This window comes from Pseudarthrobacter sp. MDT3-1 (assembly GCF_054510755.1).
This window is the reverse complement of record NZ_JBTNDX010000022.1, coordinates 18,850-43,724: the sequence shown is the minus strand read 5'-3', so window position 1 is coordinate 43,724 and position 24,875 is coordinate 18,850. Positions and strand designations below refer to the sequence as shown.

The window sequence follows — 24,875 nt, the reverse complement described above, 5'->3', positions numbered from 1 at the left end:
CATGACACAAATCTTCGACAACCCCGCAGACTTTGCGGACGATGCACTGGACGGCTTCGTCGCCGCCAACCGCGGTTACGTTGCACGCGTTGATGGCGGAGTGGTCCGGTCAACCGAAGTCCCCGCCGGCCAGGTTGCCCTGGTGGTAGGCGGCGGCTCCGGTCACTACCCGGCTTTCGCCGGACTCGTGGGTCCAGGGCTGGCGACGGCCTCGGCCTGCGGCAACATGTTCGCTTCGCCGGCTGCCGGGCAGATTTACCGGGTGGCCAAAGAGGCAAATGCCGGCGGGGGAGTGCTGCTGAGCTACGGCAACTATGCGGGCGACGTCCTTCACTTCGGTCAGGCGCAGCTGCGCCTGAACGCAGAGGGCATCGAGACCCGCACGGTCACCGTCACGGACGACATCGCCAGTGCACCGACCGACCAGATCGGGAAGCGCCGCGGCATCGCCGGCGACCTCACGGTGTTCAAGATCGCCGGTGCCGCCGCCGAAGCGGGACTGAACCTTGACGACGTCGAGCGCTTGGCCCTCAAGACCAACCACCGAACGCGTTCGCTCGGCGTGGCCTTCGACGGCTGCACCCTGCCCGGCGCCAGCGAACCGCTCTTCCACGTCCCGGCAGGCCAGATGTCCCTGGGCCTGGGCATCCACGGGGAACCGGGCATCTCGGAACATCCCATGCCCACGGCGTCCGAACTCGCCGAACTGCTGGTCTCGCGCCTCCTCGCGGACACTCCGGATCACCGCGGAAGCCGCGTGGTGGCCATCGTCAACGGCCTCGGTACCGTCAAGTACGACGAACTTTTCCTCCTGTTCGGCAAGATCGAGAGACTCCTCGTCAACGCCGGACTGACCGTGGTGGAACCGGAATGCGGCGAGTTGGTCACGAGCCTGGACATGTCCGGGCTATCCCTCACGCTGTTCTGGCTGGATGAGGAACTCGAACGCTACTGGGCCGCGCCAGCAGACTCACCGGCCTACCGCAAGGGCAACCTGGCTCCGCGTGCCCGCCGCCAGCTGACCGGACCGGAAGACGCCGTCGCCGGCGAAGTGGAAGAAACGACGGCGGCAGCAGCGGACCTGGGCCGGCTGGCAGCCGCCGTGCTCGCCCAAGTGCGGGAAGTCGTCGTCGAACACGAAGAGGAACTGGGCAACCTGGACGCCATAGCCGGCGACGGCGACCACGGCATCGGCATGCGCCGCGGCGTGGAGGCAGCAACCGACGCCGCGGCACAGGCCGCGGAGTCCGGCGCGTCGGTGGGACGCGTGCTTGAAGCAGCCGGAGAAGCCTGGAGCGAACGCGCGGGCGGCACCTCAGGCGCACTGTGGGGATCTGCAATCATCGCGTCTGGACTTGCCCTGGGCAACCGGGAAAGCTACACCATTGAGGACGCGATCGCCGCCGTGACCGCATTGGTGGGCGCCATTACCGAGCTCGGCAAGGCCGAGCCGGGCGACAAGACCATGGTGGACGCACTCTTGCCCTTCCGGGAGGCGTTCCTCCGGGAGTCCGACGGCGGCAACTCCCTCGCAGGGTCTCTCACCGCAGCCGCAGTCGCTGCCCGGGCGGCGGCTGCCAAAACGGCGGAACTGCGCCCGCTCAAGGGCCGCGCCCGTCCGCTGGCCGAAAAGAGCCTCGGGCACCCCGACCCCGGCGCGGTCTCCTTTGGACTGATCGCCGAACGGATTGCCGCATACATCCACTCTGGCCTGGCGGAGCCAAACTTCACGGAGCCAGGGTTGGTTCAGTCTGAACTGGCTTACGCGGCCGGAAAAGGAGCAACAGCATGAACACCCACGCAGGTTGGCGCATCGTCATCGGCAACGATGAGGCCGGCGTCGAGTACAAGGAAGCACTGAAGGCGCTGCTCACGGCAGACAGCCGCGTTGCCGCCGTGCTGGACATCGGCGTTGGGGCCAACGATGCCACCGCCTATCCGCACGTCGCGGTTAATGCCGCCCGTAAAGTGGCGGAAGGCGAAGCGGACCGCGCACTCCTCATCTGCGGAACGGGACTGGGAGTTGCCATCGCGGCCAACAAGGTACCCGGAATCCGTGCGGTGACGGCCCACGACAGCTATTCCGTGGAGCGCTCCGTCCTCAGCAACAATGCACAGGTCCTCACGCTGGGCCAGCGGGTCATCGGCCTGGAGCTCGCCAAGAAGCTCGTGGGCGAGTGGCTCGAGTACCGCTTTGATGAAAGTTCAGCGTCCGCCGGCAAGGTCGACGCCATCTGCTCCTATGAGCCCGCATACACGAAGGCAGTCTGATCATGACCACAACACCTAACAGCTCACGCAAGATCGCCGTCGTCGGATCGGGCTACATGGGCGGCGGCATTGCCCAGGTCCTGGCACTGGGCGGAGCCCGCGTCGCCCTGGCCGACGTCTCCGCCGAGGTGGCGCAGAAGAACTATGACCGGCTGCTGGCCGAATCCGACCAGTTCGTCGCCGACGGTCTGTTCCCCGAGGGTTCCACCGCCATCCTCAAGCAGAACCTCTGGGTCGCCAAGGACATCGAGGAAGCCGTGGCGGGTGCCGACTTCATCGAAGAAGCCGTACCCGAAGTCATCGCCATCAAGCACCAGACACTGGCACGGATCAGCGCCGCTGCCCGGGCCGATGCCGTCATCGGCTCCAACACGTCAACCATCTCCATCGCGGAGCTGTCCGAGCCGGTCGCCAACCCGGAGCGCTTCCTGGGCGTGCACTTCTCGAACCCGTCCCCGTTTATCCCTGGCGTGGAGATCATCCCGCATGCAGGCACTTCGGCCGCCACCATCGGCGCCGTCCGGGATCTGGTCCATGCCGCCAACAAGCAGACCGCGGTGGTCAAAGACGTCACCGGATTTGTCCTGAACCGCCTGCAGTATGCCCTGTTCCACGAGGCCGCGCAGCTCGTGGAGCAGGGAATCGCGACCGCTGAGGACGTGGACACCCTGGTCCGCACCACCTTCGGCTTCCGCCTGCCGTTCTTCGGTCCGTTCGCCATCGCAGACATGGCCGGCCTGGACGTGTACAACTTCTGCTACAAGTCACTGCAGACCGAATTCCCGGAACGCTTCGCCACGCCCAAGATCCTGAGTGACCTGGTGGAAGCGGGCAAACTCGGCACCAAGTCCGGCGCGGGCTTCCTCAACGTCCCGGCCGAACGCACCCCGGAACTCATCGCCTACCGCAACCGGGCCTACGTGGCCATGCAGAAGCTCATCGACGAGCTCGGCCCGGCCCCCATCAACTAAGGAGCATTTCCATGGCCACTTTCCCTGCTGAACGCACCGCCATCATCACGGGCGCCGTCTCCGAACGCGGTATCGGCCGCGCCACGGCCGGCTACCTGGCCGCCCAGGGCTGGAACATCGGCATCATCGACCTGGACGACGCCCAGTCCCAAGCCGCCGCCAAGGAAATCGCCGCCCAGTACGGCGTGAAGGCCCACGGCGTCGGCGCCAACGTCGGCGACGAAGCCTCCGTCCGCGCAGCTATCGACTCGATCGAAGCAGAGCTGCCGCAGGTCGTCGCACTGGCCAACGTGGCCGGCGTCAGCTCACCTGTTCCGTATCTTGAACTGGACGCCGCTGAATGGGACCGCGTAATGAGCATCAACCTCAACGGTGTCCATTACGCCACCCGCCGCGTCGCCGAATCCATGGCGAAGAACCGGATCGGACGCATCGTGAACATCTCTTCCGTGTCCGCCCAACGCGGCGGCGGCACCTTCTCCAAAACGCCGTACTCCGCGGCCAAGGCAGGGGTCATCGGCCTGACCCGCGCCACCGCCCGCGAGTTGGGGGAGTACGACATCACGGTGAACGCCATTTCCCCCGGCCCCGTCGACACGGACATCATGGGCGGCACCCTCAGCCAGGAACGCAAAGACGAACTCACCAAGGACCTCGTGGTCAACCGCGTCGGATCCACCCGCGACATCGCAGCAGCCATCGCCTTCCTCATCAGCGAGGACGCCGGATACATCTCCGGCCAGACACTGAACGTGGATGGCGGACTCTACATGCACTAGGAAGGACCACCATGGGCACCTGGACCAAGGAACGCAGAATCTACCTGGCCGTGGGCGTGTTCGCCTGCCTGATCGGCGCAATACTCATCGCATTCTCGCTCTAACCGCTCCACCTTCCACTGATTTGCTCACCTGCTTACTCAACGAGGAGTTTGAATGACTGTCACCACTGGAACAAATGCCACCAAGGAGTTACTGGATTCACCGGTCCTCAAATCGGCGATCTCCAAAGCCTCCTTCCGGCTGATGCCGATGCTCGTCATCCTGTACGTCGTGGCCTTCCTGGACCGCACCAACGTGGGCTTCGCCGAGGCAGCACTTGAAGTGGACAGGGGCATCACCGCCGGCGCATATGCCCTGGGTGCCGGTATCTTCTTCATCGGCTACGCCTTGTTCGAGATCCCTTCCAACCTGCTGCTGACCAAGTTCGGCGCCAAGGTGTGGCTGGCCCGCATCGCCATCACGTGGGGCATCGTCTCGGCCTGCTTCGCCTTCGTCCAGGGCGAGACCTCCTTCATCATCCTGCGCTTCCTGCTCGGCGTGACCGAGGCCGGCCTGTTCCCGGGCGTCATCATGTTCCTGGCCGCCTGGTTCCCCAACAAGGTCCGCGTCAAGATGTTCGCCATCTTCTACCTGGCCCAGCCGTTCTCCCAGATGATGGGCGCCCCGCTGTCGGGGTGGCTCATCAACATCGGCGACCAGGTTCCCGGCGTTGCCGGCTGGCAGGTCATGTTCTTCGTTGAAGGCATGCTGGCAGTACTCGCCGGTATTGCCGCCTACTTCTTCCTCATCAACACCCCGCAAGACGCGAAATTCCTGGACAAGGACGAGAAGAAGGCGCTGCTGGACGTTATGGCCCTCGAGGACGGGGTCAAGGAAAAGGACGGCCCCCGCGGTGTCCTCGCCGCCATGAAGAACCGCAAGGTCTGGTACTTCACCGCCATCTACTTCTGCCTCCAGATCGCCGTCTACGGCGTGACGTTCTACCTGCCGCAGCAGGTGGCACAGCTCACCGGCCAGAAGGTGGGCATCGAAGTGGGCCTGCTGGCCGCCATCCCCTGGTTCTTCGGCATCTTCGCGTGCTACTTCATCGGCAAGGCGGCCAACACCATCGTCCGCCGCCGTGTCTGGGGCACCGGGCTGTTTATCTCCACCGGCCTGTGCATCTTCGGCTCCGCCTGGGCGGGCTCCAACCACCTCCCGGCGCTGGGCATCATCTTCATCACGCTCGCGGTGTGCAGCTTCCTCTCGATCGGTCCCATCGCGTGGTCCTACCCGACGGCGTTCCTCACCGGAACGGCGGCCGCTGCGGGCATCGGCCTGATCAACTCGCTGGGTAACCTGGGCGGTTTCGTGGCCCCCATCCTGCGGACCACGGTCAACCAGGTCACCGCATCGGACACCGGCACCATGGGCGTGTACGCCCTGGGTGTCCTTCCGTTCTTGGCGGCCATCATGATGTACGCCACCAAGAGGTTCCGCAACAAGGCCGACGATCTGCTCGATAACAAGTGACCGGACACCATGACTGAATGCAGCAGCGTTGACCGAAGCGGCACCCCGGAGATCCTCTACATCGGCGTCAGCACCAAGATGTACATGGGATACCGGGACTGCCTGGACTGGCTCGCCCGCATACAGCATGAAGTGGACTCCCGTCCGGCCCTTGCGGCCGGGCGGGTGGTCCCGTTTGTGATCCCTTCCTTCCCGGTCCTTCCGGCCGCCAGTGGCGTCATCTCAGGATCACCGCTTCTGCTGGGGGCCCAGAACTGCGGCTGGGCGGACGGCCCGTGGACAGGTGAGGTGTCGCCGTCGCTTCTGGCCGAGCTTGGGGTGAGCCTCGTGGAGATCGGCCACGCCGAACGGCGGCGGCACTTCGGCGAGGAGAACACCATGATCGCCCGGAAAGTCAAGGCAGCCGACGACGCCGGCATCACCCCGCTGCTATGCGTGGGCGAGGAAACACGCAATGAAAAAAGCGGGACCGGAGCCAGCGGAGCGGCTGCATTTGTCCATCAGCAGATCGACGAGGCGGTCGGCGGTGACTGGGCCCTGGCATCCCGGCTCATGATCGCCTACGAACCGGTCTGGGCCATTGGCGCAACGGAGCCCGCCGATGCAGGTTACGTCGCCGCCGTGGTGCGTTCACTGCGGACGCTGCTGTCTGCCCATTCGCACGAGGCAGGTGACGCGTTGGGGGACCCGCCGGTTATCTATGGCGGGTCGGCCAGGCCAGGGCTGCTGCCCGCGCTCGACGGCGTCTCCGGGCTCTTCCTGGGCCGGTTCGCCCACGATGCGGCGAACTTCGGCAAAGTCCTTGATGAGGCACTGTCAATGACGGCTTTGCAGGAGGCTCTCCGGGGAACCTAGCCGGAGGAACCGAACAGGAGGAACCGAACGGCGCCCGAGTCAGCCCGCGACGGCGGCGCGCAGGGACAGAATCCGCTGCAGCTGCTGCTGCTCCTCCATCTGGTGCAGCCGGACGTCGCGGCCGCTGAGGATGCGCTGCCGGATGAAGGCGAGCTGGGTGGCAGCGTGGAGGAACGCCTTCATCTGCGGGCGGCGGTGGTAGCCGGCCGCCCACTGCAGGGCGGTCCGCCGGCCGCGCGGGGTGGCCAGCAGTTCCACCTCGGCGGGGCTGAACCAGCCAGCCGCGGAGTATTCCATCAGCCGTTGGCGGGTGAGTCGGTTTTCAGCGACGCGGAGGAGGACGATGCCCACAACGGCCAGCACAAAGATGGGCACCTGGACCAGGATGTATTCCGCCAGGAACCCCGCGCCCATGCTGTTCCACCGGTTATGCAGCAGCATCGCGGGGATCAGCCCGATGACAAAGGCCAGCACCGAGGCTCCGGAGTGCCAGCGGCGGGCGGCGAAACCCATGATGAGGCCGGTGGACCCCGTGAAGATGGCATGGGCGAAGGGTGACATCACGCCGCGGAGGAGGAAGACCTGGGCCAGATCCGTTCCCGGTTTGGCGGATTCAGCGATGGCCCGGCCAAAGTAGAGGATGTTTTCGGTGAACGCGAAGCCGCCGGCGATGGTGAAGGCGAAGACTATGCCGTCCACCGGACCGTCGAAGTGTTTGCGCGCCAGCAGCAGGATCATCAGCAGGCCCAGGGACTTCGCAAACTCTTCCACTACAGGCGCCTGGACGGTGGCCATAAACGTCTGGAAGTCAGCCACCTCGCTGAACTGGAAAGTCAGGGCGAAGAACGGCTGGATGAGCAGCGTGACCGCGATGGACACCGCAGCGCCCCAGGTGAACGCGAAGACCAGGAGCCGCTTGGGTTCCGGTTCCCACCGGTCGATCAGATAAACCGCAAGGAGCACCGCGGACAGCGGGATCAGTGACAGCACAAACCCTGCCAGGAACCCGCCCACGCCGATGTTGGCCACTAAGAACGGCACCACCAGGAACAGGCTCAGGAAAACAAGGGCGGCGCCGCCCACCGTGAGTGCCAGAAGGCCTGCGGGCCGGCGGCCAGCCAGGGTTGCCTGCGGAGGCCCCAGCGGCGGCAGCCTGGCCGCGTTGGTTCCGGGCGCGGGCCGGTAGTACTCCGGTTCAACCCGGCCCATCCAGCTGGGGTTCGCCTGCGTGGGGAAAGGATCCGGTGGGCCGGCCGGCCCGCCGGCCTGGCCGGAACCCGGCTGATGAGGGTGCATGGACATACTGGAAGCCTATGATGCCCCTGCCGATGTGGTAATTTTGAGACGCAAATGATCCTTTTTTAATTCCGTCCCGTGAGGCGGGGAAAGGGGAGACGAGAGTTTGACTTCTGTCACAAACGCACCGGTTCCAGCCAGGGTTGTCCTCAACCAGGCGGACATCGACCGTGCACTCACTCGAATCGCCCACGAGATCCTTGAGGCCAACAAAGGGTCCAAGGACCTGGTTCTGCTGGGCATTCCGCGCCGCGGCTACCCGCTGGCCGTCCGCCTCGCACACAAGATTGCGGCCGCGGACGCCACCGTGGACGCCACCGCCATTGTCGGGCAGCTGGACGTCACCATGTTCCGCGATGACCTTTCCCACCAGCCCACCAGGCCGCCGTACCCCACACAGCTCCCGCGAACGGGAATCGATAACAAGGTTGTGGTGCTCATCGATGATGTCCTGTACTCCGGCCGCACTATCCGTGCCGCCCTTGACGCCATCATCGACCTCGGCCGTCCCCGGATCGTCCGGCTCGCTGTGCTGATCGACCGCGGCCACCGTGAGTTGCCCATCCGCGCCGACCACGTGGGCAAGAACCTGCCCACCTCGTCCGCCGAGAAGGTCCGGGTCCGCCTGGAGGAAACCGACACCGCAGCCGACGGTTCCGTAGTCAACGAAGTGGTTATCGAGGGCGGCGCGTGAAACACCTCCTCTCCACTGAAGACCTCAGCCTGGCCAACGCCATCCGCATCCTCGACACCGCCGAGGAAATGGCTGCCGTCGGGGACCGCGAAGTCAAGAAGCTCCCGGCCCTCCGCGGCCGCACCGTGGTGAACCTCTTCTTCGAAGACTCAACCCGCACGCGGATCTCCTTCGAAGCGGCCGCCAAGAGGCTGTCCGCCGATGTCATCAACTTCGCCGCAAAGGGCTCCTCCGTCTCCAAGGGCGAATCCCTCAAGGACACGGCCCAAACGCTGGCAGCCATGGGCGCGGACGCCGTCGTGATCCGCCACTGGGCCTCGGGCGCGCCGCACCGGCTCGCCGCGACGGACTGGATCGACGCCGCCGTCATCAACGCCGGCGACGGCACCCACGAACACCCCACGCAGGCCCTCCTGGATGCCTTCACCATGCGCCGGCACTGGTCACAGCTGGCCGGCTCTGCCTCGACCGGGGCGGACCTCAAAGGCATGCGCGTAGCCATCGCCGGGGACGTCCTGCACTCCCGCGTGGCCCGCTCCAACGTCTGGCTGCTCCGCACGCTCGGCGCCGAAATCACCCTTGTGGCGCCACCCACCCTGCTGCCCATCGGCGTCGAACACTGGCCGTGCAAGGTCAGCTACGACATGGATGACACCCTGGCGCAGGGTGTGGACGCCGTGATGATGCTGCGCGTGCAGGGCGAGCGGATGAACGCCTCGTTCTTCCCGTCCACCCGCGAATACTCGCGCCGCTGGGGCTTCGATGACAACCGGCTCCGGGCGCTGGACAGCCTGGGACTGAAGGACACCATCATCATGCATCCCGGACCCATGAACCGTGGCCTGGAGATTTCCTCCGCCGCCGCCGACTCGCCCCGTTCCACTGTGCTTGCACAGGTCCGCAACGGCGTCTCGGTCCGGATGGCCACCCTCTATCTGCTGCTCTCCGGGGATACCCGCGAACCAGCCGCCACAGCGGGCGCGACCCGCAACCATTCCACCAAGGAGAGCAACTGATGGCAGAGAACAACGGAACCTACCTGATCCGCGGTGCATCAATCCTGGGCGCCGGGGCCGAGGACCTGCTCATCAGTGACGGCGTCATCGCCGCCCGGGGCGCAGCCGCTGCCACCCACCCAGACGTGGACGGCGCCGCCGTCATCGAAGCCGCCGGCCTGGTGGCACTGCCCGGCATGGTGGACGTGCACACGCACCTGCGCGAACCCGGCCGCGAAGATGCCGAAACCGTGGAGACCGGCACCCGCGCCGCCGCCCTGGGCGGTTTCACCGCGGTCCACGCCATGGCCAACAGCAACCCGGTGGCGGACACAGCCGGTGTGGTGGAACAGGTCCACAGCCTGGGCCGCGCGGCCGGCTGGGTGGACGTGCGTCCCGTCGGCGCCGTGACCGTCGGCCTGGCCGGCGAACAGCTCGCCGAACTCGGTGCCATGGCAGATTCCCGTGCCCAGGTCCGCATGTTCTCCGACGACGGCATCTGCGTCCATGATCCGGTGCTGATGCGCCGCGCCTTGGAGTACGTCAAAGCGTTCGACGGCGTGGTGGCCCAGCACGCGCAGGAACCCCGCCTTACCGCCGGGGCCCAGATGAACGAGGGCGCCGTCTCCGCCGTCCTGGGACTCACCGGCTGGCCGGCGGTGGCCGAGGAGAGCATCATCGCCCGTGACGTCCTGCTGGCGCAGCACGTGGACTCCCGCCTGCACGTCTGCCACGTCTCCACCGCCGGCTCCGTGGAGATCATCCGCTGGGCCAAGGAACGCGGCATCAACGTCACCGCCGAAGTCACCCCGCACCACCTCCTGCTCACCGACGACTTGGTCCGCAGCTACAACCCTGTGTACAAGGTCAACCCGCCGCTGCGGACGGATGCAGATGTGCAGGCACTGCGCGCCGGCCTGGCGGACGGCACCATTGACGTGGTGGGCACCGACCACGCCCCGCACCCGAGCGAGCACAAGGAATGCGAGTGGGCGCAGGCCGCGATGGGCATGACCGGGCTGGAAACCGCGCTGTCCGTGGTCCAGCACACCATGATCGAAACCGGCCTCATGACCTGGGCCGATTTCGCCCGCGTGACTTCCACCGCGGCGGCCCTGATCGGCCGAGTGGCGGACCAGGGCCGTCCACTGGACGCCGGCGAACCCGCCAACATTGTTTTGGTGGACCCGGCTGCCCGGTGGACCGTTGACCCAGCCAAGATGGCAACCATGGGCCGCAATTCCCCGTTCGCCGGCCTGGAGCTGCCGGGCAAGGTGGTGGCCACGTTCTACAAGGGCCACCCCACCGTCCTGGACGGCCAGCTCAACACGCCGTACCGCGAACCGTCCGCGGCAGGCGCCTCCTGATGGACACCAAACTACTCACCGGCCTCATCACGGCCGCGCTCATCGCCGTCGTCCTGCTGATGATCTGGGTAGGCTGGCGCAACCGACTCAGGCGGCAGGCCGACGTCGGCCGGTTGCCCGACGTGCCACAGGCGCCCGGGGTGCCGCTCGCCGGGGCCGACGGCCAGTACGTTGCGTCCACCACCGCCGGAGACTGGCTGGACCGCATCGCGGTACACCGGCTTGGCATCCGGACCAATGCCGTCCTTAGCGTGTACCCGCACGGCGTCCTCTTCGACAGAACCGGTGCCCCGGCGCTCTACATCCCGGCCGGAAGCCTCACCGCCGTCCGGCAGGAAAGCGGAATGGCCGGCAAATTCGTGGAGAAGGACGGCCTCCTGGTCCTCACCTGGGACCTTGGAACGCACGAACTCGACACGGGCTTCCGGACCCGCCGGGCCGCCGACAAGGACGCCCTCTATGACTCCCTTCAGCAATTGATCGCCGCAGCCCCCCAGGCGGATCCCCAGAGTGGAAAGTAAGACAGTGACAGAAACAGCGACAACAAAAGCAGAGACTGCGGCACCAGCAGCCCTTTCCACCACGGTTCCCACACCGGCGGTATTCGTCCTGGAGGACGGCCGCATGTTCCGCGGCACCAGCTACGGCGCGCAGGGCACTGCCCTGGGCGAGGCAGTGTTCGCCACCGGCATGACCGGCTACCAGGAAACCATCACCGATCCTTCCTACGCCCGCCAGCTGGTGGTGCAGACCGCGCCGCACATCGGCAACACTGGTGTGAACAGCGAGGACGCCGAGTCCCGCCGCATCTGGGTGGCCGGCTACATCGTCCGCGACGCCGCCCGCCGCCCTTCCAACTGGCGCTCCGAACGCTCCCTGGACGAGGAACTCATCGAGCAGGGAATCGTCGGCATCCAGGGCGTGGACACCCGTGCCATCACCCGCCACCTGCGTGAGCACAAGACCATGCGCGCCGGCATCTTCTCGGGTGCGGCCGCCAAGGCCACGGACAAGGAACTCGTTGACGCGGTCCTGGCCAGCGCCCCGATGGAAGGCGCCCGCCTGGCCGAGGAAGTCAGCGTCAGCGAAGCCTACGTGGTGGACCCCAAGGACCACGGCTGGGACGGCGAGCCGCGCTTCAGCATTGCCGCGATCGACCTCGGCATCAAGGCCATGACCCCCATCCGCTTCGCCGAGCGCGGCGTCCGCGTCCATGTCCTGCCGGCAACCTCCACCCTCGAGGACGTCAAGGCCGTCAACCCGGACGGCTTCTTTATGTCCAACGGCCCCGGCGACCCCGCCACGGCCGATGCCCAGGTCAAGCTGCTGCGTTCCGTCCTGGACGAAAAACTGCCGTACTTCGGCATCTGCTTCGGCAACCAGATCCTGGGACGCGCCCTGGGCTTTGGGACGTACAAGCTCCGCTACGGCCACCGCGGCATCAACCAGCCCGTCCTGGACCGCCGCACCGGCAAAGTGGAGATCACCTCGCAGAACCACGGCTTCGCCGTGGACGCACCGCTCGACGGCGCCACGCAGGCTCCCGAGGAGCGATACGGCCGCGTTGAGGTCAGCCACATCAGCCTTAACGACGACGTCGTCGAAGGCCTCGCGTGCCTGGACATACCCGCCTTCTCGGTGCAGTACCACCCGGAAGCCGCGGCCGGCCCGCACGACGCCGCCTACCTGTTTGACCGTTTCATCGACCTGATGGCGGACACAAAAGCAGCCGGCACCAAGAACACCACCGATTCCAAGACTGAGGACAAGAAGTAATGCCTAAGAGAACTGACCTTAAGAGCGTCCTGGTCATCGGTTCCGGCCCGATCGTCATCGGCCAGGCCGCTGAGTTCGACTACTCCGGCACCCAGGCACTGCGTGTCCTCAAGGAGGAAGGCCTGCGGGTCATCCTGGTGAACTCGAACCCGGCCACCATCATGACGGACCCCGAGTTCGCCGATGCCACCTACATCGAGCCCATCACCCCCGAGGTGGTGGCGAAGATCATCGCCAAGGAGCGCCCTGACGCCATCCTGCCCACCCTGGGCGGGCAGACTGCGCTGAACACGGCCATCGCGCTGGACAAGAACGGCGTGCTGGCAAAGTACAACGTAGAGCTCATCGGCGCGAACATCGCCGCCATCGAGCTCGGCGAGGACCGCGAAAAGTTCAAGGGCGTAGTGGAACGCTGCGGGGCCGAATCGGCCCGCAGCCACATCATCCACACCCTGGACGAGGCCTTCACCGCGGCCGAGGACCTCGGCTACCCGATGGTGGTCCGGCCCTCATTCACCATGGGCGGCCTCGGCTCCGGCCTGGCCTACAACGAAAATGACCTCCGCCGCATCGTCGGCCAGGGCCTGCAGTACAGCCCAACCAGCGAAGTGCTGCTTGAAGAGAGCATCCTCGGCTGGAAGGAATACGAGCTTGAGATGATGCGCGACAAAAACGACAACGTCGTGGTGGTCTGCTCCATCGAGAACTTCGACCCCGTGGGCGTGCACACCGGCGACTCCATCACCGTGGCACCTGCACTGACGCTGACGGACCGTGAATACCAGCGGCTGCGCGATATCTCCATCGCCGTCATCCGTGAGGTGGGCGTGGACACCGGCGGCTGCAACATCCAGTTCGCCATCGAGCCGGACACCGGCCGGGTAGTGGTCATCGAGATGAACCCGCGCGTGTCCCGGTCCTCCGCCCTGGCGTCCAAGGCCACGGGCTTCGCCATCGCCAAGATCGCCACCAAACTGTCCCTCGGCTACACACTGGACGAGATCCCGAACGACATCACGCAGAAGACCCCGGCGTCCTTCGAACCCACCCTGGACTACGTGGTGGTCAAGGTTCCGCGCTTCGCTTTCGAGAAGTTCCCGGCCGCAGATGACACCCTCACCACCACCATGAAGTCCGTGGGCGAAGCCATGGCCATGGGCCGCAACTTCACCGAAGCGCTGCAGAAGGCGCTCCGCTCCCTGGAACAGAAGGGCTCGCAGCTGGACTTCACCTCCGTCCCCGAATGGGAAGTCCCGGAGCTGATCGAGAAGGCCAAGCGGCCCACCACGGAACGCCTGCACCAGGTCCAGCGTGCCCTGCTCGGCGGCGCCACCGTGGAACAGCTGTTCGAAGCCACCAAGATCGACCCCTGGTACCTGGACCAGCTCCAGTTGCTCAACGAGATCTCCCACGAGATCCGGAAGGCCGGATCCCTGACCGTGGAGATGCTCAAGCGCGCCAAGCGCCACGGCTTCTCGGACGAGCAGATCGGCGCCCTCACGCACAACCCCGAAGCCGTGGTCCGCGGTGTCCGGCAGGCCCTCGGGATCCGTCCGGTCTACAAGACGGTGGATACCTGCGCCGCCGAGTTCGCCGCCTACACCCCGTACCACTACTCGTCATACGACGAGGAGGACGAGATTGCGCTGCACTCCAAGCCGTCCATCCTGATCCTCGGTTCCGGCCCCAACCGCATCGGCCAGGGCATCGAATTCGATTACTCCTGCGTCCACGCCTCCATGGCGCTGCGTAAGGCCGGCTATGAGACCGTTATGGTCAACTGCAACCCGGAGACCGTCTCCACCGACTACGACGTCTCCACCCGCTTGTACTTCGAGCCGCTGACCCTTGAGGACGTCCTCGAGGTCATCGCCGCCGAGGAACGCACAGGCGGCGTAATGGGCGTCTTTGTGCAGCTCGGTGGCCAGACGCCGCTGAAGCTGGCACAGCAGCTGGCCGACGCCGGCGTCCCCATCCTGGGCACGTCCCCGGAAGCGATCGACCTCGCCGAGCACCGCGGCGAGTTCTCCCGCGTACTCGACAATGCCGGGCTGATCGCCCCGAAGAATGGCACCGCTGTTTCCTTCGACGACGCCAAGAAGATCGCCGACGAGATTGGCTACCCTGTCCTGGTCCGCCCGTCCTACGTGCTCGGCGGCCGCGGCATGGAAATCGTCTACGACGAGCCGAACCTCTCCCGGTACATCGCCAACGCCACCGAAATCACCCCGGACCACCCGGTGCTGATCGACCGCTTCCTGGAGGACGCCGTCGAAATCGACGTCGACGCCCTCTTTGACGGCACCGACATGTACCTGGGCGGCATCATGGAGCACATCGAGGAAGCCGGCATCCACTCCGGCGACTCCGCGTGTGTCCTCCCTCCCATCACCCTGGGCAACAACGTGATCGAGCGTGTCCGCACGGCAACCCGCGCCATCGCCGAGGGCGTGGGCGTGCGCGGCCTCATCAACATCCAGTTCGCGCTGGCCTCAGACGTTCTCTACGTGCTCGAAGCGAACCCGCGTGCCTCCCGCACCGTGCCGTTCGTCTCCAAAGCGACGGGCGTCCAGATGGCCAAGGCCGCCGCGCTGATCGGCACGGGCGTCACCATCCACCAGCTCCGGACCGCCTACAAGATGCTTCCGGAAACCGGCGACGGCTCCACGCTGCCGCTCGACGCGCCGGTCTCGGTCAAGGAAGCAGTGCTTCCGTTCAGCCGCTTCCGTACTCCGGAAGGCAAGGTAGTGGACTCGCTGCTCGGCCCGGAGATGCGGTCCACCGGCGAAGTCATGGGCATCGACAAGCACTTCGACACCGCCTTCGCCAAGAGCCAGGCAGCAGCCAACAACGCCCTGCCCACTGAAGGCAAGATCTTCGTCTCCGTGGCAAACCGGGACAAGCGGGCGGTCATCATGGCCGTCAAGCGCCTCTCGGACCTCGGCTTTGAGATTGTCTCCACCGGCGGCACCGCCGACGTCCTGCGCCGCAACGGCATCCAGGCCAGCACGGTCCGCAAGGTCGCCGAGGGCAGCAGTGCCGAAGGTGAGGGCACCATCGCAGACCTCGTAATCGCCGGCGAGATCGACATGGTCTTCAACACCCCCTCCGGCGGCGAGGCCCGCAGCGACGGCTACGCCCTGCGTGCCGCCGCGACCTCCATCGGCATCCCCTGCATCACCACGGTGGCCGAGTTCAACGCGGCGGTGCAGGCCATCGAGGCGATGCGTACCTACGAGTGGTCAGTGACCAGCCTGCAGGAGCACGCCGCCGCCCTGGTGGCGTCCCAGAAGGCAGCTGCGGAGAACGCGGCGGCCGAGTCTGCGGTTTCGCAGAATGCCTGAGGCCGGTTCCGCCGCATCAAGCCCCGCCGGCCGGGAGTCCTTTGGCTCCCGGCTCGGGGCGGCCATGGCGGCCCGCGGCCCGCTGTGCGTGGGCATTGACCCGCACCCGGCACTCCTGAAGGACTGGGGACTCGCCGACGACGCCGCAGGGCTGAGGCGGTTTTCGCTGACGGTCTTGGAAGCCATCGGTTCGCTCGCTGCCGCGGTGAAGCCGCAGGTGGCGCTCTACGAGCGCCACGGTTCGGCCGGGATGGCAGTCCTGGAAGAGGTCCTGGCCGCGGCAACGCAGGCGCAGGTCCTCACCATTGCTGACGCCAAGCGGGGCGATATCGGCTCCACGATGGCTGCCTACGCAGACGCCTGGCTGCGGGACGGCTCGTCCCTGGCTGCCGACTCCGTGACCCTTAGCCCGTACCTGGGGTTTGAGTCGCTCCGCCCGGCGCTTGACCTGGCAGCGGACTACGGCCGGGGCGTATTTGTCCTGGCGTTGACCTCCAACCCGGAGGGGGCTTCCGTGCAGCATGTGGGCGGAGCCGACTCCGTGGCCCGGCGGATCGTCGAGGCGGCAGCGGCAGAGAACAGCCGTTATGCCGGCGGCCTGGGGTCCGTTGGACTCGTCGTCGGCGCCACTGTGGGGTCAGCGTTGACTGACCTGCACCTGGACCTCCCGGCGGTCCGTGGACCCATCCTGGCCCCGGGACTGGGCGCCCAGGGTGCCACACCGGCAGACCTGCGCCGAACCTTCGGGGCGGCGTACCCGCAGGTCCTGGGGACGTCCAGCCGGGATATCCTGGCTGCCGGTCCAGGGACCCAGGGTCTCCGTGATGCTGCGTTGCGCACTCTTGAGGGGCTCATCGGCAAATAGGCGCCCTCAATGCTGGCATCCATTGATTCACCGCCCACCAAGGGGTAGGTTTCAGGACAAGTCCAACGGCGGTCGCCTTGGACTCAGCCGATGAATCCGGGGGTGTCCTCCATGAGCCTGCGACCCTTATCTCCTTCGGAACGCGCGGCGGCCCTGAACAAGGCGGCCGCCGCGCGGGCCGCCAGGGCGGCCGCCAAAGAGCGCCTCAAAAACGGCAAGACGTCGGCAGCGGACCTTATCGGTGCCGCCGCCGCGGATGACGCCCTGGCCCGGATGCGGGTGGTGGAGCTGTTGGAGGCCCTGCCGGGCATCGGAAAAGTCAGGGCTGCAGCCATTATGGAGCAGTTGGGCATAGCGGCATCCCGCCGTCTCCGCGGGCTGGGCATTCACCAGCGCCAGGCGCTGGTAGATTTTATAGACGAGAAATAGGGCGTTTCCTAGAGGCGCCCGAACCCAAACTCCGCCGCAAAGGAATACGTGAGCAAGAAACCGGGACTGACAGTCCTCGCTGGTCCGACGGCTGTTGGCAAAGGCACCGTGTCCACCTACATCCGGGATAACTACCCCGAAGTCTGGCTTTCCGTATCGGCCACCACCCGCGCTCCGCGGCCCGGTGAGCAGGATGGCGTCCACTACTTCTTCAAGTCCATGGAAGAGTTCGAGTCGCTCGTTGCGGCCGGCGAGTTCCTGGAATGGGCCGTAGTCCACGGCCAGAACACCTACGGCACGCTGCGGAGTTCCGTGGACGAGGCCATCGCGGCCGGCAGGTCCGTCCTGCTGGAGATCGATCTGCAGGGTGCACGCCAGGTCAAGCAGGCCGTTCCTGACGCCCAGTTTGTGTTCCTGGCGCCGCCCAGCTGGGACGAAATGGTCCGCCGACTGGTGGGTCGCGGCACGGAAACTGAGCAGGAGCAGCAGCAGCGGCTGGAAACGGCTAAACTGGAACTTGCCGCTGAACCGGAGTTTAACCACACCGTCATCAATGATGACGTTCGCCGGGCAGCGGACGAGCTTGTTTCACTCATGGGGCTGACCCCGCACCCGCACTAGTAGCCGGTAGCAGCCAGCCCGTTAGAATTTGGAGAATTCGTGTCCACGAACCTTGAAGGCATCATCAACCCGCCGATCGACTCACTGCTTAAGGCAGCTGATTCCAAGTACGGCCTGGTGATCTTCGGTGCCAAGCGTGCACGTCAGATCAACGCTTACTACGCCCAGCTGCACGAGGGCCTGTTCGAGTACGTCGGCCCCCTGGTCGACACCAAGCTGAACGAGAAGTCGCTGTCCATCGCCCTGCGCGAAATCAACGAAGGCAAGCTCGTTTCCACGCCGATCGAAGCCGCAGAGTAAGTTCAGACTGCCCTGTTGACGGAGGTCACGTGCGCATAGTCCTCGGAGTCGGGGGAGGGATTGCGGCCTACAAGGTCGCATCGCTCCTCCGGCTTTTTACTGAAGCCGGCCACAATGTCACGGTGATTCCCACCGAGGCAGCCACCCGCTTTGTGGGTGTCGCCACGTGGGAGGCCCTGTCCGGGAACCCGGTCAGCAACAGCGTCTTCGACGACGTGCACCAGGTCAACCACGTCAGGCTCGGCCATGAGGCCGACCTCATTGTGGTGGCGCCCGCGACGGCCGATCTTTTGGCTCGCGCGGCCACCGGACAAGCCAATGACCTCCTCACCAACACGCTGCTCATGGCCAGCGGCCCGGTACTCTTTGCCCCCGCCATGCACACGGAGATGTGGCAGCACGCCGCCACCCGCGCCAACGTTGAAACGCTGCGGAGCAGGGGAGTGGCCGTCCTGGAACCGGCCAGCGGCCGGCTCACCGGCACCGACTCCGGTCCGGGCCGCCTGCCTGAGCCCGAAGCCATCTTCGACGCCGCCATGGCACTCGCCCAGGGCCAGTCCGATTACCAGCTTCCGCTGGCCGGGCGGACCGTCACAGTCTGTGCAGGCGGAACGCGGGAACCGCTGGACCCCGTCCGTTTCCTAGGCAACCGGTCCTCCGGTAAGCAGGGCGTGGCGCTGGCCGTCGCCGCCCGCAACGCGGGTGCCACGGTCCGCCTGGTTGCCGCCCATATGGAGGTTCCGGCGCCAGCAGGGGTCGACGTCGTGACCGTTGAGACCGCGCTGGAGTTGCGCGAGGCCATGCTGGCAGCCGCGGCGGATTCCGACGTCGTGATCATGGCTGCGGCCGTGGCGGACTTCCGCCCCGCGGAGATCTCCGGCACCAAGATCAAGAAACGTGATGACACCGCGGACCCCGTCATTTCCCTGGTCAGGAACCCGGACATCCTCCAGGAACTGGTCGAGGTCCGGGACCACGCTCCCGAAAACCATGCCAGCCGCCGGAGCCAGCTGATTGTGGGCTTCGCGGCAGAGACCGGTGACGGCCAGGGCGACGTCCTGACCTACGCGGAGGCAAAGCTCAAGCGCAAGGGCTGCGATCTCCTGGTGGTCAATCATGTGGGATCGGACAAGGTTTTTGGCCAGGACAGCAACTCGGTAGTCATCCTTGCCCGCTCCGGCGCCGAACCACAACTGGCCGCCGGAACCAAAACAGAGGTCTCGGCCGCCGTCATCACGCGGGTCGGCTATGAGCTGAACCACGTTTCGCCACGCGCCTGACCGAAAGCCACGCACCGTTTCCTTAGCACGGGGACACACGCCGCCGGACGTCCGATTCCCAACCAGTAAGGTAGTTGAGTGACTTTACCGCTGCACATTCCCCACACCCACGGGGCCACGCCCTCCGCCCTCCGGCTCTTCACGTCCGAGTCGGTCACTGAAGGCCACCCGGACAAGATCTGCGACCAGATCAGTGACGCCATCCTGGATGCACTGCTCGCCGCGGACCCCGAGTCCCGCGTCGCCGTGGAGACCATGGCCACCACCGGCCTGGTTCACGTTGCCGGTGAGGTCACTACCGACGCCTACGTCGAAATCCCGCAGATCGTCCGGGAAACCATCCTGGGCATCGGCTACGATTCCTCGGCCAACGGCTTTGACGGTGCCCGCTGCGGCGTGTCCGTCTCCATCGGACAGCAGTCCAACGACATCGCCGGGGGTGTCTTCAACTCCCTCGAAGCCCGCGAAGGCCGCCAGGAGGACGACTACGACCTCCAGGGCGCCGGCGACCAGGGCCTGATGTTCGGGTACGCGAGCGACGAAACCCCGTCCTACATGCCGGTGCCGATCTGGATCGCGCACCGCCTGTCCGAACGCCTCACCGAGGTACGCAAGTCCGGCGAACTGTCCTATCTCCGCCCCGACGGCAAGACCCAGGTCACCATCGGCTACGACAAGGACGTCCCGGTCTCCGTCGAAACCGTCGTCATCTCCAGCCAGCACGCCGCAGGCACCAGCCTGGACCGGCTGCGCGCGGACCTCGCCGCCTTTGTCATTGAGCCCGTCTTGGCTGCAGCCAACCTGGACATTTCCCGGGCTGCCAACATCCTGAACCCGGCCGGTGAGTTTGTCATCGGCGGGCCCGTCGGTGACGCCGGCCTGACCGGACGCAAGATCATTGTGGACACCTACGGCGGCATGGCCCGCCACGGCGGCGGCGCCTTCTCGGGCAAGGACCCCTCCAAGGTGGACCGTTCCGCTGCCTACGCCATGCGCTGGGTTGCCAAGAACGTCGTGGCGGCCGGACTGGCAAAGCGCGCCGAGATCCAGATTGCCTACGCCATCGGCCAGGCCCGCCCCGTGGGCACGTACGTCGAGACCTTCGGCACCGAGACGGTGGACCCGGCCAGGATCAGCGCCGCCATCGCGGAGATATTCGACCTCCGCCCGCGTGCCATCATCGATGCCCTGGACCTCAAGCGTCCCATCTACGCGAAGACCGCCGCGCACGGACACTTCGGCCGTGACGATCCCGACTTCACCTGGGAGCGCCTGGACCGGGTGGAGGACCTGAAGGCCTTCTTCAACGCGTAGGCCAGTCCGCCATGGCCTCTGATGAGTCTGTCCCTCCCGGCGCCGTCCAGTTGTCGCTGCTGCAGGGCTTCCCGGCGAAGGCCAGGCCGTCCGGGCCCCCGCTGGCCGCGCACCTTCCGGTGGCCAGGGTCCTCGTGGAGACGCCGCTGCCGCATCTGGACCGGCCTTTCGACTACAGCGTGCCGGCCGAACTGGACGGGGCCGCACAGGCCGGCGTCCGGGTAAAGGTCAGCTTCAACGGCCAGGACCTGTCCGGGTTCATCATTGAACGGACTGAAGAATCCGACGCCGGCCACACCCTGGTGCCCCTGCAGAAGGTGGTCTCTCCCGTCGTCGTCCTGACGCCGGCTGTCCGGGATCTGGTGTCCGCCGTCGCGGCCCGGTATGCGGGCACGGTCAGTGACGTCCTTCGCGTCGCGGTGCCTCCGCGCATGGCGAGGCTCGAGAAGGACTTCCTCTCGTTGCCGTCAGCAGAGCCGGCGTCACCGGACCTGCCGACCGATGCCGGGGCTTTGACCGGCCAGGACGTCCCTGCCGGGATAGAAGCAGACTGGGCCGGTTACCGCAACGGCCCGGCATTTGTCCGCCACCTGAGGGACGGCGGATCCCCACGGGCGGTCTTCAACCCGCTTCAGGGATTCGGCCCGGCAGCTTGGCCGCAACTGATTGCAACGGCCGTGGCAGCAGTCCGTGCCTCCGGCCGCGGCGCCGTGGTGGTGGTGCCGGACTACCGGGACCTGGACCAGCTGGAAAAGGCGCTCCTGGCGGTGCTGCCCGCCGACGATATCGCCCGCCTGACATCCGACGACGGGCCCACCCCCCGCTACCGGAACTTCCTGCGCCTCCTTGCCGGGTCCGCGCGCGTAGCCATCGGCACGCGCTCAGCAGCGTTTGCCCCGGTCCGGGATCTGGGCCTTGTTGCCTGCTGGGACGACGGCGATGACCTCCACATCGAACAGCGCGCCCCGTACGCCCATGCCCGCGACGTGCTGCTGCTGCGCGCGGACCTGGAAGGCACAGCCTGCCTCATGGCCGGTCATTCCAGGAGCACGGAACTCCAGCGGCTGGTGGAGGCCGGCTGGGCCATGCCCGTTGAGGCCGATCGGGCGTTCGCACGGCGGACCGTGCCCCGGGTGCTGAACACGGCGGACAGCTTCGAACAGGAACGCGACCCCCTGGCCCTGGTTGCGCGGCTTCCCGGTGCCGCGTGGCGGGCTGCCAAGGACGGGCTGGAACGTGGGCCCGTCCTTGTGCAGGTGGCCCGCGCCGGCTACGCGCCGTCGCTCGTCTGTGAGACGTGCCGCGCACCCGCCCGCTGCCAGGCCTGCCAGGGTCCCCTTGCCCTGGCCGGAGCCACCGGCAGTTCTGCGGTCCCGCAATGCCGCTGGTGTTCCACGCCGGCGCCGGAGTGGCAGTGTGCCCATTGCGCGGGGCACAAGCTCCGTAAGGGCGCCACGGGCGTCCTGCGCACAGCCGAAGAGCTGGGCAGGGCATTTCCCGGAAAAACCGTCATTACGTCCTCGGGCGGCAACATCAAGGCCGGCGTTGGCAGCGCCAAGGCCTTGGTGGTGGCCACCGTCGGGGCCGAGCCCGTGGCGGAAGGCGGTTACGCAGCGGCGCTGCTCCTCGACGGCGACTCCCTGCTCCGCCGGGAGAACCTCCGCGCCGGGGAAGACACGGTCCGCCGCTGGTTCAACGCCGCGGCTTTGGTGCGCCCGGCGTCCGACGGCGGATTGGTGGTAATCACCGCGACGGAAAGTGTTGCTGTTGGCGCGTTGCTGCGGTGGGACCCGGCCGGGTACGCCCGGCGCGAGCTGGAACTCCGGATGGAACTCCAGCTGCCGCCGGCGGTCAGGATTGCCTCGGTCACCGGCCCCCGGGCCGCCGTCGTACATTTTTCCGGGACCGTGGAGAAGGAGCTGGCCGCCGCCGGCGTGACGCTGCGGACCGCGGGACCGGCGCCGCTGGTCCTCACCGGTCCAGCGGCCATCGGGGGAGCAGGGAGTGCCGGAGGTGCCGCGGGGGCCGGGGAGGACGCCCGGACCCTGCTGTTCTTCGCATACGGGCAGGCAGCCACTGTCACCCGGGTGTTACGTGCAACAAAGGCTGCGGCCGCCGCCAAGAGGACCACGGAACCGGTCCAGGTCAGGCTGGACGGCGTGGACGTCCTCTAGCGGCTTCCTCTGCCGGCATCAGTCAGCGGCTGCGCCGCGCCATGATGTCGTGGGCCACGTCCACCAGCTGCTGCGCGGATTCGTCCCAGCTGAACCCTTGCGCACGTGCCACGGAACGCCGGGACACCTGTTGCCAGAGGGCGTCGTCCCGCAGTTTCTGCACGGCCGCGGCGAACTCTGCCGGGGATGCGGGATCAACGTAGGTTGCCGCGTCGCCGCCCACCTCGCGGAAAATCGGGATGTCGCTGGCGATGACCGGCGTGCCGAGGGCCATGGCCTCCACCAGGGGAAGACCGTAGCCTTCGGCGCGGGAGAGGCTCACCAGTGCGGTGGCGCGCTTGAGCAGGACGGCATATTCGTCATCGGTGACCCCGTTGTGGAAGACCACCGTGGCACCCGGCGGCACCATGATCTCCAGCTCGGCCTGGCGCTCGGCGGTGATCCTGCTCAGCAGGTGCAGGGTGAAATCAGGCAGCTCGGACATGCCGGCCACCATTGTTTCAACATTTTTGTAGGGCATAAACGAGCCCATGTACACCAGCGAATGGTCCGCCCCGGTGGCAGGGTCGCGCGGTTCCTGCGCGGGCTGCGGGGCGTTGCTGATGATCCGCACCGGCCTTTTGGTGAGCCGGTACTTGGCCATCAGCGCTTCCGTGGTCCGGCTGATGGTGGCCACAGTGTCCGCCCGGTTGAGGAGGACGCGCTGCGGCCAGAACGCTTTGTGGTAGAGCCGCCAGAGCACGCGGACGGGTGCCGGCAGGAATCCCGGGGGAGCGGGGTGCTCGTAGTAGATGAGGTCGTGCAGGGTCAGGACCAGGCCGTACTTGCGCCCCCAACTGCCCATGGTCTGCATGGGGCACACCACAACGTCTGCCCCCAGCGGGTTGATCCTGCGGGCCACGAACAGCTCCAGCGGGGACAGCGGACTGTTTATCAACGTGTACGGAACATCCGGGAGCAGCGCCAGTTGGCGCGTGTCGCTGATAAGCATGGAAACCTCGGCCACCTTCGCCGTGGCGGCGATGAGGCTGGCCCCGTAACGGCTGATGCCGTCGTGGTGGTCGGTCCGGGTGAATCGTGCATCGATAACAATCTTCACGCGGGGTGGTCCTTAAGGAAGCTGCGGATGAAGCCGGCGGCCGGTCCGGGCGTTTCGTAGTGGATGAGGTGGCCGACGCCGGGAATGACTTTGAGGACGCCGTCCGGAAGGAGCGCGGCGAGGCGGTGCTGGTCCGGCAGGGTGGCGATCTCGTCCTTTTCGCCGGCGACCAGGAGCACCGGCAATGTCAGTTTCCCGGCAACCTCTGCCACGTGGCCGCTCACGGACGCCGTGAACGATTCGAGGAGGCTTTCCCGGTCGGCGAACGCACTGAAGTAGGCGTGGTGCTGGCCGTGGATGAAACGGCGCAGGTCCTTGTTGCCGGTCTTGGCCATGGCCTCGCTCATGACCCTGACGATCAGCGGACTGCGCAGCAGTGCCAGTCCCAGCGGGCGGGGGAGACGGGCCGCCAGCCGGTAATAGAGGACGGCCAGCTTGGTCATGATGCCCTTGGGGCCTTCCAGGGCAGGCATGGCGATGGGGTTGATCAGGATCAGCGGTGTGACGGTACCCGGGTGGGTGGCGACAAAATGGGCGGCGACGATCGAGCCGAAGGAGTGCCCCAACAGCACGGTGTCCGGGCCGAGGCCGAGCGCCGCCATAAAGTCGGTGACAAAGGTGCCGTACTGCTCCACCGAATGTTTCCCGGACACGAACGCGGCGGAGCTGCCGAACCCCGGCAGGTCCGGCATGATGATGCGCATTTCCGGCAACTGGTCTGCAACCCGGAGCAGGCCGTGGTGATCGCCGCGGAAACCATGGATGACCAGGATGGTGCGGGTGTCCGGTGTGGCCTGGATCGGTTCGTAAGTCCAGTACGCCACGGTGCTGCCGTTAATCACGATGTCGGCGGCCTGGGTGCGGGCGGCCAACCCGGCGCTGAAGAAGGAGGGCACAGGGGATGGCTGATGATCGGCGGTTTTCATGACC

The 24,875-nt window shown here is 66.5% G+C and carries 22 protein-coding genes; 19 read left to right on the top strand and 3 right to left on the bottom strand.

Features of this window, described 5'->3' with window-relative positions:
- The first annotated feature begins 1 nt into the window (after position 1).
- The 6 genes from ACX80X_RS16035 to ACX80X_RS16010 all read left to right on the top strand — a co-directional run bounded on the left by ACX80X_RS16035 (position 2) and on the right by ACX80X_RS16010 (position 6,391).
- Entirely contained in the window at positions 2–1,792 is a 1,791-nt protein-coding gene (locus tag ACX80X_RS16035) for a dihydroxyacetone kinase family protein (protein WP_459312615.1), read from the top strand.
- Positions 1,789–2,271: a ribose-5-phosphate isomerase gene (locus tag ACX80X_RS16030; RefSeq protein ID WP_252598902.1), complete on the top strand. Its 483-nt coding sequence runs from the start codon at positions 1,789–1,791 to the stop codon at positions 2,269–2,271. The genes ACX80X_RS16035 and ACX80X_RS16030 overlap by 4 nt, the downstream gene beginning before the upstream one ends.
- A 2-nt stretch (positions 2,272–2,273) precedes the next feature.
- Positions 2,274–3,242: a 3-hydroxyacyl-CoA dehydrogenase family protein gene (locus ACX80X_RS16025; RefSeq protein WP_252598901.1), complete on the top strand. Its 969-nt coding sequence runs from the start codon at positions 2,274–2,276 to the stop codon at positions 3,240–3,242.
- Between the two features lie 11 nt (positions 3,243–3,253).
- On the top strand, positions 3,254–4,021 hold the full coding sequence (locus ACX80X_RS16020; protein WP_252608002.1) for an SDR family NAD(P)-dependent oxidoreductase: 768 nt from the start codon (positions 3,254–3,256) through the stop codon (positions 4,019–4,021).
- Between the two features lie 156 nt (positions 4,022–4,177).
- A complete protein-coding gene (locus ACX80X_RS16015) occupies positions 4,178–5,536 on the top strand; it encodes an MFS transporter (protein ID WP_252598899.1) in 1,359 nt (452 codons plus the stop codon).
- A gap of 9 nt (positions 5,537–5,545) precedes the next feature.
- Positions 5,546–6,391, top strand: coding sequence for a triose-phosphate isomerase family protein (locus ACX80X_RS16010; protein ID WP_459312612.1), 846 nt, complete (start codon positions 5,546–5,548; stop codon positions 6,389–6,391).
- Positions 6,392–6,430: 39 nt separating this feature from the next.
- On the opposite strand, the gene ACX80X_RS16005 is transcribed toward ACX80X_RS16010, so the two are convergent.
- Positions 6,431–7,693: a PrsW family intramembrane metalloprotease gene (locus tag ACX80X_RS16005; RefSeq protein WP_459312610.1), complete on the bottom strand. Its 1,263-nt coding sequence runs from the start codon at positions 7,691–7,693 to the stop codon at positions 6,431–6,433.
- Positions 7,694–7,793: 100 nt separating this feature from the next.
- On the opposite strand from ACX80X_RS16005, the gene pyrR reads away from it, so the two are divergent.
- The 13 genes from pyrR (at position 7,794) to ACX80X_RS15940 (ending at position 22,846) form a co-directional block, all read left to right on the top strand.
- The gene (gene pyrR, locus ACX80X_RS16000; RefSeq protein WP_252598896.1) at positions 7,794–8,381 is read left to right on the top strand and encodes a bifunctional pyr operon transcriptional regulator/uracil phosphoribosyltransferase PyrR; all 588 of its coding nucleotides are present in this window, start codon (positions 7,794–7,796) and stop codon (positions 8,379–8,381) included.
- Positions 8,378–9,397, top strand: a complete 1,020-nt coding sequence (locus ACX80X_RS15995) for an aspartate carbamoyltransferase catalytic subunit (protein ID WP_252598895.1) — start codon at positions 8,378–8,380, stop codon at positions 9,395–9,397. The genes pyrR and ACX80X_RS15995 overlap by 4 nt, the downstream gene beginning before the upstream one ends.
- Positions 9,397–10,743, top strand: a complete 1,347-nt coding sequence (locus tag ACX80X_RS15990; RefSeq protein ID WP_252598894.1) for a dihydroorotase — start codon at positions 9,397–9,399, stop codon at positions 10,741–10,743. Before ACX80X_RS15995 ends, ACX80X_RS15990 begins: the two co-directional genes overlap by 1 nt.
- Positions 10,743–11,264: a PH-like domain-containing protein gene (locus ACX80X_RS15985; protein ID WP_252598893.1), complete on the top strand. Its 522-nt coding sequence runs from the start codon at positions 10,743–10,745 to the stop codon at positions 11,262–11,264. Before ACX80X_RS15990 ends, ACX80X_RS15985 begins: the two co-directional genes overlap by 1 nt.
- Positions 11,245–12,519, top strand: a complete 1,275-nt coding sequence (carA, locus tag ACX80X_RS15980) for a glutamine-hydrolyzing carbamoyl-phosphate synthase small subunit (RefSeq protein ID WP_459312638.1) — start codon at positions 11,245–11,247, stop codon at positions 12,517–12,519. Before ACX80X_RS15985 ends, carA begins: the two co-directional genes overlap by 20 nt.
- Positions 12,519–15,863: a carbamoyl-phosphate synthase large subunit gene (gene carB / locus ACX80X_RS15975; RefSeq protein WP_252607997.1), complete on the top strand. Its 3,345-nt coding sequence runs from the start codon at positions 12,519–12,521 to the stop codon at positions 15,861–15,863. Before carA ends, carB begins: the two co-directional genes overlap by 1 nt.
- Positions 15,856–16,728, top strand: coding sequence for an orotidine-5'-phosphate decarboxylase (pyrF, locus tag ACX80X_RS15970; protein WP_252598891.1), 873 nt, complete (start codon positions 15,856–15,858; stop codon positions 16,726–16,728). Before carB ends, pyrF begins: the two co-directional genes overlap by 8 nt.
- A gap of 111 nt (positions 16,729–16,839) precedes the next feature.
- Entirely contained in the window at positions 16,840–17,157 is a 318-nt protein-coding gene (gene mihF, locus ACX80X_RS15965; protein WP_168223552.1) for an integration host factor, actinobacterial type, read from the top strand.
- 48 nt (positions 17,158–17,205) lie between these two features.
- On the top strand, positions 17,206–17,778 hold the full coding sequence (gene gmk, locus ACX80X_RS15960; RefSeq protein WP_252614589.1) for a guanylate kinase: 573 nt from the start codon (positions 17,206–17,208) through the stop codon (positions 17,776–17,778).
- Between the two features lie 39 nt (positions 17,779–17,817).
- On the top strand, positions 17,818–18,078 hold the full coding sequence (gene rpoZ, locus ACX80X_RS15955; RefSeq protein WP_056340218.1) for a DNA-directed RNA polymerase subunit omega: 261 nt from the start codon (positions 17,818–17,820) through the stop codon (positions 18,076–18,078).
- A gap of 29 nt (positions 18,079–18,107) precedes the next feature.
- Entirely contained in the window at positions 18,108–19,358 is a 1,251-nt protein-coding gene (coaBC, locus tag ACX80X_RS15950) for a bifunctional phosphopantothenoylcysteine decarboxylase/phosphopantothenate--cysteine ligase CoaBC (protein ID WP_252598889.1), read from the top strand.
- Positions 19,359–19,436: 78 nt separating this feature from the next.
- Complete coding sequence (gene metK, locus ACX80X_RS15945) at positions 19,437–20,672, top strand: methionine adenosyltransferase (RefSeq protein ID WP_252598888.1); 1,236 nt, start codon at positions 19,437–19,439, stop codon at positions 20,670–20,672.
- 11 nt (positions 20,673–20,683) lie between these two features.
- The gene (locus tag ACX80X_RS15940) at positions 20,684–22,846 is read left to right on the top strand and encodes a primosomal protein N' (protein ID WP_459312606.1); all 2,163 of its coding nucleotides are present in this window, start codon (positions 20,684–20,686) and stop codon (positions 22,844–22,846) included.
- Between the two features lie 22 nt (positions 22,847–22,868).
- On the opposite strand, the gene ACX80X_RS15935 is transcribed toward ACX80X_RS15940, so the two are convergent.
- A complete protein-coding gene (locus ACX80X_RS15935; protein WP_459312604.1) occupies positions 22,869–23,945 on the bottom strand; it encodes a glycosyltransferase family 4 protein in 1,077 nt (358 codons plus the stop codon).
- Positions 23,942–24,871 carry an alpha/beta fold hydrolase gene (locus tag ACX80X_RS15930; RefSeq protein ID WP_252607995.1) on the bottom strand — a complete coding sequence of 310 codons (930 nt, stop codon included), beginning with the start codon at positions 24,869–24,871 and terminating at the stop codon, positions 23,942–23,944. The genes ACX80X_RS15935 and ACX80X_RS15930 overlap by 4 nt, the downstream gene beginning before the upstream one ends.
- Between the last annotated feature and the right edge of the window lie 4 nt (positions 24,872–24,875).

Bases quoted from the DNA above. Each gene is read 5' to 3' on its own strand.
- ACX80X_RS15940 (WP_459312606.1), top strand. From the start codon at position 20,684: ATGGCCTCTGATGAGTCTGTCCCTCCCGGCGCCGTCCAGTTGTCGCTG.
- ACX80X_RS15990 (WP_252598894.1), top strand. From the start codon at position 9,397: ATGGCAGAGAACAACGGAACCTACCTGATCCGCGGTGCATCAATCCTG.
- ACX80X_RS16035 (WP_459312615.1), top strand. From the start codon at position 2: ATGACACAAATCTTCGACAACCCCGCAGACTTTGCGGACGATGCACTG.
- carB (WP_252607997.1), top strand. From the start codon at position 12,519: ATGCCTAAGAGAACTGACCTTAAGAGCGTCCTGGTCATCGGTTCCGGC.
- ACX80X_RS15930 (WP_252607995.1), bottom strand. From the start codon at position 24,871: ATGAAAACCGCCGATCATCAGCCATCCCCTGTGCCCTCCTTCTTCAGC.
- mihF (WP_168223552.1), top strand. From the start codon at position 16,840: ATGAGCCTGCGACCCTTATCTCCTTCGGAACGCGCGGCGGCCCTGAAC.
- ACX80X_RS16025 (WP_252598901.1), top strand. From the start codon at position 2,274: ATGACCACAACACCTAACAGCTCACGCAAGATCGCCGTCGTCGGATCG.
- pyrF (WP_252598891.1), top strand. From the start codon at position 15,856: ATGCCTGAGGCCGGTTCCGCCGCATCAAGCCCCGCCGGCCGGGAGTCC.
- ACX80X_RS16010 (WP_459312612.1), top strand. From the start codon at position 5,546: ATGACTGAATGCAGCAGCGTTGACCGAAGCGGCACCCCGGAGATCCTC.
- ACX80X_RS16005 (WP_459312610.1), bottom strand. From the start codon at position 7,693: ATGTCCATGCACCCTCATCAGCCGGGTTCCGGCCAGGCCGGCGGGCCG.
- ACX80X_RS16020 (WP_252608002.1), top strand. From the start codon at position 3,254: ATGGCCACTTTCCCTGCTGAACGCACCGCCATCATCACGGGCGCCGTC.
- ACX80X_RS15985 (WP_252598893.1), top strand. From the start codon at position 10,743: ATGGACACCAAACTACTCACCGGCCTCATCACGGCCGCGCTCATCGCC.
- ACX80X_RS16030 (WP_252598902.1), top strand. From the start codon at position 1,789: ATGAACACCCACGCAGGTTGGCGCATCGTCATCGGCAACGATGAGGCC.
- ACX80X_RS16015 (WP_252598899.1), top strand. From the start codon at position 4,178: ATGACTGTCACCACTGGAACAAATGCCACCAAGGAGTTACTGGATTCA.